Source organism: Nostoc punctiforme PCC 73102 (genome assembly GCF_000020025.1).
Lineage (GTDB): Bacteria > Cyanobacteriota > Cyanobacteriia > Cyanobacteriales > Nostocaceae > Nostoc > Nostoc punctiforme.
The window spans coordinates 6,912,212-6,924,753 of sequence record NC_010628.1 but is presented as its reverse complement, the minus strand read 5'-3'; the positions used below and the strand labels follow the sequence as shown (position 1 = coordinate 6,924,753).

Genomic DNA, 12,542 nt, shown 5'->3' with positions numbered 1-12,542 from the left:
CCTCATCTCCCATTCCCCATTCCCCATCCCCCATTCCCCAGTGCCCATCCCCCATTCCCCAGTGCCCATGAGTGGTAATATATTCTCATGGCTGCTCTAATCCTTGCTATTGATGAACAAACTACTGGATGAAACGCTGTCAATCGAAACTGCTGAACGCATAAACAGCAGAGCTAGCACTCCGTTTGATAATGCTTATAAAGCAGCATTGTCTACTGAGGGAGCAAGATATGTCCAAGGATTTTTAACTTTTGTGGGAAAGCCATACAGGCCCATTGAACACAGTTGGATTGAACTAGGCGATGCCTCTGAGGTACGCATTATCGATCCCACATTACCGCACCTGAACAAAAATCCCCAAGAACTCTGGTATTTTGCGGCACAAAGGCTAACGGTTAAAAAGTTGAAAGCCATCATTGAAGAATCGAAAGAAGATTATCCAGAAGATGAACCATTACCAATCTATGGCGATCCACCTTATGAATATTATGGTGATGTGATGTTGGGTGGTCAGGACTATTTGGCAGCATATCAAGCCGCAGAAGCTAAGTGTCAAGAAATCAACAAACTCAACCCTGAGAGAAACTAAATAATTCGTAATTACGAATTATTTAATAGGATTTACCATCGCTGCCAAAGTATTCCCTATAGCCACAAATTTTGTCTCCACGCACATCAAAAGAAACCGCTACCCGATTTTTGTAAAGCTGTCCAAACAAAAGTCCCTCATCTCGAAACTCAAAAACAGCCGTTGTTTCATTGCTAGTAACACGGTCTAAACCAGTCAGGTTCAAACCAGGACTGAATGCTTCAAAAACGTACTCAAAAAATTCTCTAGCTCGCTGTTTGCCGACATTCAAACCGTGAAATTTACCCATTGGAAACCAAAGGGTAAAATCTTCTGTGAGCATATCTAACAATGCTTCCCACTCTCCAGTTGCCATACCATACGTAAGATGCTCAAATGCCTGTCGAGCAACTTTTAAAGTATTTTCTGAATTTTGTGTCATTCTCACCCCTGACTGAATATCAACTAATAAGCTGTTACGTATACAACTTGCACTATCAGGGCGCTCATGTTGCCCACCCCACAATCATATTGAAAGAAATATTAGTGCAAATTAAAGGCACAACAGCTTACCGTGTTACTTAAAACCTCACAACTACTTTGCCACAATTCTGACCACGCAAGAGATATTCTACAGCTTCGGGAATTGATTCTATACCGTTAAAGTGGCTTGGGTCAACAGAAACTTTGAGTTTGTCTGTGTAGAACAGGTTTAATAGGCGATCGCGTGCCTCAGCAATATATTCTTTATAATGAGGCATGAGAAAGCCTTTCACAGAAGCAGCTTTCCAAAATAGCTGGTGATAAAGGCGTGGTTGTGTAATTTGCTCTACATTTTTTGCGTATTCGGAGATGAAACCAACTACAATTAAGCGTCCCCGTATTGCCAAGTTTTCAACGCAGGTATCAAAAACCTGTTTACCTACACAGTCAAAAATTAGATTAATCCCATTGGGGTATTCTTGCTTGAGGACATGATTGAGATTTTCTGTGCGATAGTTGATAATGCGATCGCACCCTAATTCTCTCAATAACTTTACCTTCGCTTCAGAACTGCAAGTACCAATGACATGATTCCCGGCTAACTTTGCCAATTGCACTGCAATATGGCCTGTTCCCCCGGCTGCTGCTGTCACTAAAACCACTTCATTACTTTTCATCTCCCCCACTTGTTCCAATGCAACCAAAGCTGATACACCCGTGGGCATTAGTGTTAGTAACTCTGGTGTTGCTTCCCGCACCTTCACTGCTAAGTTTGCATTGATAAGCTGATATTCTCGATAACCGCCACCACGTGCCGTAGTTATGACAGCATCACCAATTTGAAAATCTTTGACATTTTCACCTATAGCGATAACTTCCCCCACAGCTTCCACACCCAAATCAAAGGGAGGAATTAAGTTAATATATGGAACGTCACCACGACAAAGTAAGGTGTCAAAACCACCGTTAACGCCAGCAAATTTGTTTTGGATTACAAGTTCACTAGCAGCAGGCTTGGAAAGAGGAATTTCGACAATTTCAATAGCAGATTTAAAATCTTGATTCAGTTGCTTTGCTATTAACTTTCTGTAGGTTGTTACGTTCATTTTTAAATCAAGGCTTTATCCCACTCTAATTGATGAGCTAAACCATACTTGATAAAATCTTCTTCTTTAGCTTTATCGCTTTTACCAAAAACACCTAAGCTGTAAGGATTATCTTGCATCCGTTGTGTGACTTGCTCTTTCTCAAATTCGATCACTTCATCTCTAGGTTTATCCGGTTTAAAAAAGTCTACAACCAAAACAGTTCTATCATAACTAGTGTAATTATGTGGACAGTGGGGATAGCTATGATCTAAAACCAAGAATTTTCCTTCATGCCAATAAAGTTGATCGTGACATATTTTCATAGCCACATCTCCCTCTGGCACTATTAATCCTAAATAGCCACGATTTGTATGAGGGTTATAGTTTACATGCAGCTTGATATCCAAACCTGGGTGAAATGTACCATAATACACGTTTCTGATGATATCATCCTCAATCAGGTTCACATCTTTTATCACATTGGCTAAATTCGTAAAATATTTCTCTCTTAATACCAGTGCTTTTTTTGATGCTTCATCTGGCCCATAATCAGGATATTTTATTTGATGCGCCTGAATATATTTTTCAATAAACATACCTTGAAACAAAATACCAAAAGCACTGTATTTCGACTTTCCCTTGGTTTTAATGGTTTGGCTTTTAGGGCCAAGAACATCGTAAGTAAATTTTAATTCCTCATTAGATGCATTATTAATAAAGCTTGTATACTCATCTCTAATGACTTGCCAGTTATCTTGAAAATTTTTCAGAAAAGGAAATTGCTTTGGGTCTATATGATATTCATTAAAGCTCTCCATTGTCTTTTCTCCTGAAGATGATTTCATAAAAAACCGTTATATAATGATGGGATTTGGCTGATGGGATTTGGCTTTCGTCTCGATTCGATGTTGGAATTCCTGACTAAACTCATTTTAGTGTGAGGTCTACTGTGTCTGAAACTCCCCTATTAGATCAAATTATCAAAAATGTGCGGGTAGTTCGTCCCCATGAGGATGTAATCGAACTACTTGATTTAGGCATTAAGGATGGAAAATTTGCTCAGATTGCCTCTAATATTAGCCCAGACACTGGCAAACAGGTATTTGATGGCAAAAACCTGCTAGGCTTTCCTGGAGTCGTGGATGCCCACATGCACGTAGGTATTTATCGACCCCTCGACAAAGATGCTCTGACTGAAAGCAAAGCAGCCGCAACGGGAGGCGTGACTACCAGCCTGAATTACATCCGTACAGGGCAGTATTATCTTAACAAAGGCGGCTCCTACCGCGATTTTCTTCCAGAGGTTTTGGCCTTATCCGCAGGTAATTTTTTTGTAGATTACGCCTATCACATCGCACCTATAGCAAGCCAGCATATCGACGAAATACCTTTATTGTTTGAGGAACACGGTATATCTTCGTTTAAAATATTCATGTTTTATGGCGGATATGGGTTGCATGGTTTGTCAGACCAGCAAAACCTTTTTTTGATGATTAACAAAGAGGAAAGATACGACTTCGCCCATTTTGAATTTATTATGCGCGGTCTAACTCGCTTGATGGAAAAACATCCAGAAGCGCGAGATAGCATCAGCTTGAGTTTGCATTGCGAAGTTGCAGAAATTCTCAACGCCTATACCAAAATAGTTGAAAATGATTCTAGTCTGAGCGGATTACACGCTTACAGTGCAGCACGCCCTCCTCATTCAGAAGGTTTAGCAATTTGTATTGCTTCTTATTTAGCCAATGAAACTAACTGTGCAAATATCAATTTGTTGCACCTAAGTTCGCGTAAAGCAATGGAAGCAGCTTTGACTATGCAAACTGCTTTTCCCCATATCAATTTTCGGCGAGAAGTTACTGTTGGACATCTGCTATTAGATGTCGATACTCCTAATGGTATTTGGGCAAAAGTTAACCCTCCTATCCGTCCTCGCGCTGATGTGGAATACTTGTGGCAAGCAGTACTAAATAATCAAGTAGATTGGATAGTTAGCGACCATGCTTGCTGTTCTGCTGAACAAAAAAGAAGTGCTAAAGACCCAAATAATATTTGGTTAGCAAAGTCTGGTTTTGGTGGTACAGAATATTTACTTTCTGGTGTATTTAGTGAAGGTAGCAAGCGTGGAATGTCTTACAATCAGATGGCTAAGTTGCTATCTTGGAATCCATCGCGGCGCTTTGGTTTGTTAAAAAAAGGTGATATTGCAATTGGCTATGATGCTGATTTGGTACTGGTAGACCCCAATGAAACCTTTGTGGTATGCGCTGCTAAGTCGGAGTCACAACAAGGTTATACACCTTTTGAAGGTGTAGAGTTAAGTGGGCGGGTAAAGAATACCTTTTTGCGTGGAAATCTTATTTATAACAATGGGCAAGTTTTAGGTTCACCTATTGGGCGCTATTTAAAAAGACATTCTAGTAATCCACATGGAAACCTTACTGCTTAAAAATTTATGTGTCTTGAGGTGCGTATGACAAGACTGTTGCAACTTTTGATAAATCTCTATCAACTCTAACAAAGAACAAGCCGCCATCATCCGTGATATGCCTGGGAAGAGTACTAAAGCTAGGACAATACCAATAATGATCTTTTACGATCCGATAATCTCCTACATCACAATACCCCGTTAAACAATATCCTTCTTCGTTGTAAGGTTGTATCATTTGATACTTGTTGTCAAAATGCGGCAAAATGGCGAGCAGCCATACTCCACCTCCGTTAATATCTTTCCTTAGCCACTTCTTATTTGCTTGCACAAACTGAACTGTATCTGCTTTGCCCCAAGGTAGCAATTTACTGTCCAATGCTGGGATAAAGTCAGATAATCTAGCATCTGGATGGTCTTCTTGTGCATATTTATACTCTAATGGAACAGAACCATTTTCCATCCAAAGGATTTCAGCTTCTTCTCCACCTAGTACTTTCCAAGAACCTATTCTTACACCTGCGGGGATAAAGGAGTAGCTATGTTTGTTTAGCTGCCACTCACCCAGTTGTATTGCACCCTTAATTACAAAAATCTCCAGATCAGCAGTAAAGATTCCAGATGGAGCCTCAAACTTAGGTGGTAAAACCACTCTTGAAGTCGATGCACCAGAATCATGCCACGTTAACAATCGACGACTTCCAGGTGCTATGTTGTCTGGCATTCCCCTGACTCGCCAACCTTGCTTTTCCATTACGGTATTCGTGTCAAAGAACTGGTACTGGCGAGGTAGGTATTCTTTAGCGATCGCTGTGCGCCTTCCTGATAAATTCATGCGCCCTCTGCCGTCTCCACCCCAATCCTCTTTTACGGAGGCTATATGTAAAAAGTCATCAGCCTCTTGTTCTCGTGCAGAATTTTCTTCATTTTCCATGTTATTTAGCACTCACACAGTCAATCTTAAAATCATATGGAGCATTAACATAGTAAAGCATCTTTACTATGTTAATTAATTTTTAATGTTGATTGAATAAACTCATATGCTTAATGTTGATTGAATAAACTCATATGCTTTCTTAACATAATTTTTTCAAACACCTATCTAAAATTTTAAATACTTGAATTTTCTAGAAAATCTATGACTATCTGTGATATTTCTTCAGGCATTTGATTCATCATACAGATAGTTCCGCCTTCAATCTCAACCACCTTGCTATGAGGAATTGCTTTAGAAACAAAATATCTATTTTCTACCTTGGCTAAACCTAGCTTGTCAAAGGTTTTCATATCTTCAGTCCCCCAGAGAATCAAAGTAGGAGACTTGATTAATTGAAATCTTTTTGGTGCATCTAGACAGTAGTCTTGTACAGCCCAAATAGCATATAAAGGATAGCCAAAGCTTTTTAAATCGTCTAAAACCCAACGTTGATTTAATTCTGGAGAGCCTACATATTGGGCACGGGCTGACCATCTTTCCATGAGGTGGGAGCCATCTGCTTTTATTTTGAAACCGTCAGAAAATCTCTTTAACAGAGCTTCTTTTCCTTCTTGATCAAAGCCAAAAGCATTACATAATATAAGTTTATCTACTTTTTCAGGATATGCTGCTGCCACTTCCCCTGCCACAAAAGCACCCGTATGGTTTCCCAGGATGCTTATACTGGAAATACCTAATTCTTCCAAAAGGGCAATAACAGTTTTTGCGTAGTCTTCGGTGGAGTAAAGTCTTGGAGGTTTATCAGAATCACCTAGTCCTAAAAAGTCCATAGCAATGACACGTCTTGTCTGGGCAAAAATAGGTATTAACTCACGAAATTCGTCACTACTCCTTGGGTTTTGATGAAGTAAAAGCAGAGGCTCTCCTTCGCCACCGATACGGTAAAGAATCTGCCCATCTTCGGTGTCTAAAAATGCTCGTTTGATTGGTTTATTCATATCATACTCATAAATCAGTTCTAATTAATTAGTTGTAATACACGCAGTTCATGGAAGGTATAACAATGTTATACCCCTACAGCGCATTGGTATCTCATCTTTGTTATTTTTTATTACCAAAACAGAGACTTATAAGTAATTCTTTTTACTTTTTTTGTGCTACGGTTTGCAGCCATTCAATCAGTGGTCTTAAGGTTCCTGGCAATGCTGCTTCACTGACAGTCACTGTATGCTGCTTGCCGTTATCTTCTACTGTCAACTTATACTGAAAGCGATCGCTCTGGGGATTTGGCGAGGTAATTAGTTCAGGTAGCCTAAATAAATCTGCAATTTCCACCAGGCGGGGAAGTGTGGCAGCTTCATCTGGCGGGAGAGTGTCTGTATCAACGGTTGTCTTCTTGCTGATTCCAGCAAAGCCACCTGTGCGTTCAAAGGATATCCGCATTTTTTGCTCTCTGTTGTGTTATTTAGTTTGGATAAATATTTAGAATGGGAGATAGCAGTTCTCACATCCCACTTTAGCAACAATACACAACAGATTTATCAGTCCTGAGTGTTGAGTGAGGGAGTGGAAGGTATTGACTATTTATTCCTCACTCCTCACTCATAACTCCTAGATAACTCCTACCTTTTGCCAAGCATCCTGTACAGCTTTTTGATCATCACTACCATTACCGTAGAGTTCGCCAGCAATTTGAATGGTGACACTGGCAGCTTTTTTGAAATCTGCTTTGGCTTTCAAGCGATCGCGTAAAGCTATGTACCAGATTTTGCCTGCTTTTTCCCAAGCATAGCCACCAATGCTAACAGCCGCTAAATAAAACGCATGGTTAGGAATTCCTGAGTTGATATGCACGCCACCGTTATCATCAGTACCAGTGTATTTATCTTTTACATGGGCTGGTTGAGGATCTTTACCCATTACTGGATCATCATAAGCTGTTCCCGGTGCTTTCATCGATCGCAGGGCAACACCTTTAACAGTTGGTACTAAAAGACCTTCGCCAATCAGCCAATCTGCTTCTTGTGCAGTCTGATTTTTGCTCTTTTGTTTCACCAAAGAACCGAAGACATCAGAAAATGATTCATTTAATGCTCCTGGTTCGCCATAATATTGTAAACCCGCTTCATATTGGGTTATACCATGAGTTAGCTCATGCCCAATCACATCAATTGATGTCGTAAAGCGTTGAAACATTTCTCCGTCGCCATCACCATAAACCATTTGGTCGCCGTTCCAAAAGGCGTTGTCATATTTAACGCCATAATGCACGGTGGAGTCTAAACGTAGTCCTTTGTCGTCAACGGAATTGCGATCGAATATCTCATAAAACAAGTCATAAGTTGCACCAGCAGCATCGTAGGCTTCATTCACTGCTATATCACTGCTGGGAGGATCGCCTTCACCGCGCACTAATGTACCAGGAAGCTGTTGGCCATATTTTGCATCATAAATGGTGCGACGCTTTTCACCTGGAGAAGGTGCAAACGAGACAGTACCTATGACATCTCTCCGTCCGCGAAATTGTGCCGAAACATTTAATGTACGAAAAGCCCAATTACGCTGTTGAGGATTGCCATTTACAACGACATGTTCTAGTATATGTGGCGGGATAATACAACAAATCGGGCATCTAGACACAAGTGGATGCTCATACTTAAACCCGGCTGATTTCTTTTTATTTCGAGCCATCCAAGATATTCTCCTTTTAAAACTAAGTGATGGCAAACAGTGGCTCTAACCCCACTGGAGATAGGAGCAGAAAAACGAATCCAAATTGCGTGTCCCTGGTTTATTTTCTGAAGAAAATTTTCTACTCTGTATTTTCGGATAGGTCTGTAAAGGATTGATAGTACCCTCATGGGTACTTCTGATGTGGAAATATTGCATCAAAACACAAGGACAGCCTAGATACCGTAAGTCTCAGCCAAAATCTTTGCGTGAGTTAGCAAGACCTCCTTTACAGACCTAAAGCGTCTATATATCAATACGGTTCAGTTAGCGCCAAAAAACTTAAACTGCGTAGGTTGGGTGGAGGAACGAAACCCAACATTTCCGGGCCTTTGTTGGGTTGCGCTTTGCTTAACCTAACCAACAATTTTTCTTAACTGAACTGTATTGGTCTACATATTAGTTCTAATTAAGGGAAATAATGTTATTTATTACTGTTTTGTTACCATAAGTCTGCTAATCCTATAAATATCGATTAGGGACAGGTAAATTCCAAATCCAGTATCCAAAAACCAAAATTTTCATAGCCAGCCACCTAACACCGCCAGACCATAATATTTCCAAGGTACTGCAACTGTTTTAAATCCAGCTTTGCTCAACATCTGTAAATGAGTATCTAAGCTAGCTAGCTGGTCTTGACTAGAGTAACCTTGAGTGCTGCTTGCACCAAGCTTTGCACGAATCTCTGTTAAATTGGTTCCCTGTTCAACTGACCATTCTTCTCGTGCAGCCTGATAAACTTCTGCTAAGGCTGATGATTCCGGTAAAATTGGGTCTCCATTCCAAAAACAGCCATCTTGAGTGAGGCTAGCAGCAATTCGGCTAAATAACTTTAATTTCATCTCATCCTGGAGATGATGAATTGCCAAGGATGATACACAGGCATCAAATTCGCTACCAATATCTAATTTTTCTGGATTATTTGCCCAATCGCCAAAGTCTGCTTGTGTACCAACCCAACGTTTTTGATATCCAGATGCTGTGATTTTATGTTGGGCAAATTGTAACATTCGAGGTGAGTAATCTAGAGCAATTACTTGGGCATTTGGAAAGCGTTTGAGTATTTTGAGACTAAGTTCGCCTGTACCACAACCTAATTCTAATATCCGCAGACTTGTGGAAGGTAGACAACGGGTAATTACCTCCAACATCTCATCGTATCTGGGTATCAGTTGGCGAATACCAATGTCAAAATCAGCAGTGCTGGCGAATACTTCTCCGGGAAATAACTGTTGCATAGGGATTAGAACGAATACACACACTTACTAATATTAATCATCCATCATTACTGAGGTATATACTACATCGGTAGAATCAACTTTTAGTATAAAAAAATATTCACTTCATATACTTTTGGCAGAATACACATATCACTTTTTATGTTACTAACCAGAAAATCATCTCTTAATTTAAGCTGAAATCCTATAATTTTGAACGAAAAAGCCAATTTAACTCTTTTTTAAGATTTGTAAATATAAAATGACTCATGTCTTGAGTTAAACTGATATGTGTAATTAGTAACTCTGATTAATTAAAATTTTGGGTTTTCAAAAGTTACCGACGTTGGTATATTAAATACTGAACAGAAAGTTAACTAAAATCAACTAGAAGTCCACTGGCACTCTGAGTAAAACAGAGTGTAGAAAGTTTAGCGATAAAAGGTTCGAGACTAATGCTAAAAAACAGCGAACTGAAGGTTAATCAGGGCTGTAATCTTAAATGGAAGCTTGGAGATAAACTATTTATCCAGTTTTCTCTGTTAGAAATTTTGCGAATTAAAACAGTTGTCAAACCTCTATATCTATAGATAGATATAGCAGAGTTAATAGTAGAGTTAATCTAAACTTAAGGTTAACTTGCCGAATTCAGGTCAACAATCCCAAAAGAGCGCAAGCGTTATGACGATCAATTTTTAATGGGACTAGTTGAGTAGTCTTAGGGCAACCTTAAATTAGAGGTTAGCTTACAGAATTTAGATCAATAACGGTGCTATTTAGTGGCATCGCTCGGTAATAATAATAAGCTTTTCTAGTAAAAGCTGGCTTTAGAATGCCTAAAAGTTTTAGCGTTCATGAGCATGATTTGTTATTGCCATACATCAGGATTAATCTAAAATATTGCCTGAATTTTCACAAATTTTTCAATTCTATCAAGGTCAATAATAATGAGTAATGTTCAAGCATCGTTTGAAGCAACGGAAGCTGAATTCCGCGTGGAAGGTTACGAAAAAATTGAGTTTAGTCTTGTCTATGTAAATGGTGCATTTGATATCAGTAACAGAGAAATTGCAGACAGCTATGAGAAGTTTGGCCGTTGTCTGACTGTGATTGATGCTAATGTCAACAGATTATATGGCAAGCAAATCAAGTCATATTTTAGACACTATGGTATTGATCTGACCGTAGTTCCCATTGTGATTACTGAGCCTACTAAAACCCTTGCAACCTTTGAGAAAATTGTTGATGCTTTTTCTGACTTTGGTTTAATCCGCAAGGAACCAGTATTAGTAGTGGGTGGTGGTTTAACCACTGATGTAGCTGGGTTTGCGTGTGCTGCTTACCGTCGTAAGAGTAACTATATTCGGGTTCCGACAACGCTGATTGGTCTGATTGATGCAGGTGTAGCGATTAAGGTTGCAGTCAACCATCGCAAGTTAAAAAATCGCTTGGGTGCATATCATGCTCCTTTGAAAGTCATCCTCGATTTCTCCTTCTTGCAAACATTACCAACGGCTCAAGTTCGTAATGGGATGGCAGAGTTGGTCAAAATTGCTGTTGTGGCGAACTCTGAAGTCTTTGAATTGTTGTATGAATATGGCGAAGAGTTGCTTTCCACTCACTTTGGATATGTGAATGGTACAAAGGAACTGAAAGCGATCGCACATAAACTCAATTACGAGGCAATAAAAACTATGCTGGAGTTGGAAACTCCAAACTTGCATGAGTTAGACCTCGATCGCGTCATTGCCTACGGTCACACTTGGAGTCCGACCTTAGAATTAGCTCCGATGATACCGTTGTTTCACGGTCATGCCGTCAATATAGACATGGCTTTGTCTGCAACTATTGCGGCAAGACGTGGCTACATTACATCAGGAGAACGCGATCGCATTTTGAGCTTGATGAGTCGTATAGGTTTATCAATCGATCATCCTCTACTAGATGGCGATTTGCTCTGGTATGCTACCCAATCTATTAGCTTGACGCGAGACGGGAAACAACGCGCAGCTATGCCTAAACCCATTGGTGAGTGCTTCTTTGTCAACGATTTCACCCGTGAAGAACTAGATGCAGCTTTAGCTGAACACAAACGTCTGTGTGCTACATACCCTCGTGGTGGAGATGGCATTGACGCTTACATAGAAACTCAAGAAGAATCCAAACTATTGGGAGTGTGAAAACATGACCAGTATTTTAGGACGAGATACCGCAAGACCAATAACGCCACATAGCATTCTGGTAGCACAGCTACAAAAAACCCTCAGAATGGCAGAGGAAAGTAATATTCCTTCAGAGATACTGACTTCTCTGCGCCAAGGGTTGCAATTAGCAGCAGGTTTAGATCCCTATCTGGATGATTGCACTACCCCTGAATCGACCGCATTGACAGCACTAGCGCAGAAGACAAGCATTGAAGACTGGAGTAAACGCTTCAGTGATGGTGAAACAGTGCGTCAATTAGAGCAAGAAATGCTCTCAGGACATCTTGAAGGACAAACACTAAAGATGTTTGTGCATATCACTAAGGCTAAAAGCATCCTAGAAGTGGGAATGTTCACAGGATATTCAGCTTTGGCAATGGCAGAGGCGTTACCAGATGATGGGCGACTGATTGCTTGTGAAGTAGACTCCTATGTGGCCGAGTTTGCTCAAACTTGCTTTCAAGAGTCTCCCCACGGCCGCAAGATTGTTGTAGAAGTGGCACCTGCACTAGAGACGCTGCACAAGCTGGTGGCTAAAAAAGAATCCTTTGATCTGATCTTCATTGATGCGGATAAAAAGGAGTATATAGAATACTTCCAAATTATCTTGGATAGCCATTTACTAGCTCCCGACGGATTAATCTGTGTAGATAATACTTTGTTGCAAGGACAAGTTTACCTGCCATCAGAACAGCGTACAGCCAATGGTGAAGCGATCGCTCAATTCAACCGCATTGTCGCCGCAGATCCTCGTGTAGAGCAAGTTCTGTTACCCATACGAGATGGTATAACCCTGATTAGACGCTTGGTATAACAGGCGCTTCTCAATTCAAGGCATCTGATGTTATGGCAGTTCTCATTTGGATGCAATATCCGGTAGGGACGCA

Annotated in this window: 13 protein-coding genes; 5 read left to right on the top strand and 8 right to left on the bottom strand. The window is 40.3% G+C overall.

The window, feature by feature from the left end:
- The first annotated feature begins 112 nt into the window (after nt 1-112).
- Entirely contained in the window at nt 113-589 is a 477-nt protein-coding gene (locus NPUN_RS28380) for a hypothetical protein (protein ID WP_012411859.1), read from the top strand.
- A 22-nt stretch (nt 590-611) separates the two neighbouring features.
- On the opposite strand, the gene NPUN_RS28375 is transcribed toward NPUN_RS28380, so the two are convergent.
- The 3 genes from NPUN_RS28375 to NPUN_RS28365 form a co-directional block, all read right to left on the bottom strand.
- The gene (locus NPUN_RS28375; RefSeq protein ID WP_012411858.1) at nt 612-1,010 is read right to left on the bottom strand and encodes a nuclear transport factor 2 family protein; all 399 of its coding nucleotides are present in this window, start codon (nt 1,008-1,010) and stop codon (nt 612-614) included.
- 139 nt (nt 1,011-1,149) lie between these two features.
- On the bottom strand, nt 1,150-2,157 hold the full coding sequence (locus NPUN_RS28370; RefSeq protein WP_012411857.1) for a zinc-binding dehydrogenase: 1,008 nt from the start codon (nt 2,155-2,157) through the stop codon (nt 1,150-1,152).
- A 2-nt stretch (nt 2,158-2,159) separates the two neighbouring features.
- Complete coding sequence (locus NPUN_RS28365; RefSeq protein WP_012411856.1) at nt 2,160-2,957, bottom strand: aspartyl/asparaginyl beta-hydroxylase domain-containing protein; 798 nt, start codon at nt 2,955-2,957, stop codon at nt 2,160-2,162.
- 131 nt (nt 2,958-3,088) lie between these two features.
- Here NPUN_RS28365 and NPUN_RS28360 point away from each other — a divergent pair, with 131 nt between their 5' ends.
- The gene (locus tag NPUN_RS28360; protein ID WP_012411855.1) at nt 3,089-4,588 is read left to right on the top strand and encodes a dihydroorotase; all 1,500 of its coding nucleotides are present in this window, start codon (nt 3,089-3,091) and stop codon (nt 4,586-4,588) included.
- Nucleotides 4,589-4,592: 4 nt separating this feature from the next.
- Here the strand turns inward: NPUN_RS28360 and NPUN_RS28355 are convergent, their stop codons facing one another.
- From NPUN_RS28355 to NPUN_RS28335, 5 genes are all read right to left on the bottom strand, one after another.
- Nucleotides 4,593-5,501 (bottom strand): DUF4437 domain-containing protein, encoded by a 909-nt coding sequence (locus NPUN_RS28355; protein WP_012411854.1) that lies wholly within the window; start codon nt 5,499-5,501, stop codon nt 4,593-4,595.
- A gap of 176 nt (nt 5,502-5,677) precedes the next feature.
- On the bottom strand, nt 5,678-6,502 hold the full coding sequence (locus NPUN_RS28350; protein WP_012411853.1) for an alpha/beta fold hydrolase: 825 nt from the start codon (nt 6,500-6,502) through the stop codon (nt 5,678-5,680).
- A gap of 145 nt (nt 6,503-6,647) precedes the next feature.
- Nucleotides 6,648-6,947 carry a protealysin inhibitor emfourin gene (locus NPUN_RS28345; protein ID WP_012411852.1) on the bottom strand — a complete coding sequence of 100 codons (300 nt, stop codon included), beginning with the start codon at nt 6,945-6,947 and terminating at the stop codon, nt 6,648-6,650.
- Nucleotides 6,948-7,115: 168 nt separating this feature from the next.
- Nucleotides 7,116-8,195, bottom strand: a complete 1,080-nt coding sequence (locus tag NPUN_RS28340) for a M4 family metallopeptidase (protein WP_012411851.1) — start codon at nt 8,193-8,195, stop codon at nt 7,116-7,118.
- Between the two features lie 560 nt (nt 8,196-8,755).
- Complete coding sequence (locus NPUN_RS28335) at nt 8,756-9,472, bottom strand: class I SAM-dependent methyltransferase (RefSeq protein WP_012411850.1); 717 nt, start codon at nt 9,470-9,472, stop codon at nt 8,756-8,758.
- 434 nt (nt 9,473-9,906) lie between these two features.
- Here NPUN_RS28335 and NPUN_RS44270 point away from each other — a divergent pair, with 434 nt between their 5' ends.
- The 3 genes from NPUN_RS44270 to NPUN_RS28325 all read left to right on the top strand — a co-directional run bounded on the left by NPUN_RS44270 (nt 9,907) and on the right by NPUN_RS28325 (nt 12,469).
- Nucleotides 9,907-10,041: a hypothetical protein gene (locus tag NPUN_RS44270; protein WP_272913937.1), complete on the top strand. Its 135-nt coding sequence runs from the start codon at nt 9,907-9,909 to the stop codon at nt 10,039-10,041.
- A 357-nt stretch (nt 10,042-10,398) separates the two neighbouring features.
- A complete protein-coding gene (locus NPUN_RS28330) occupies nt 10,399-11,631 on the top strand; it encodes a sedoheptulose 7-phosphate cyclase (protein WP_012411849.1) in 1,233 nt (410 codons plus the stop codon).
- Between the two features lie 4 nt (nt 11,632-11,635).
- On the top strand, nt 11,636-12,469 hold the full coding sequence (locus NPUN_RS28325) for an O-methyltransferase (RefSeq protein ID WP_012411848.1): 834 nt from the start codon (nt 11,636-11,638) through the stop codon (nt 12,467-12,469).
- Nucleotides 12,470-12,542: the final 73 nt, after the last annotated feature.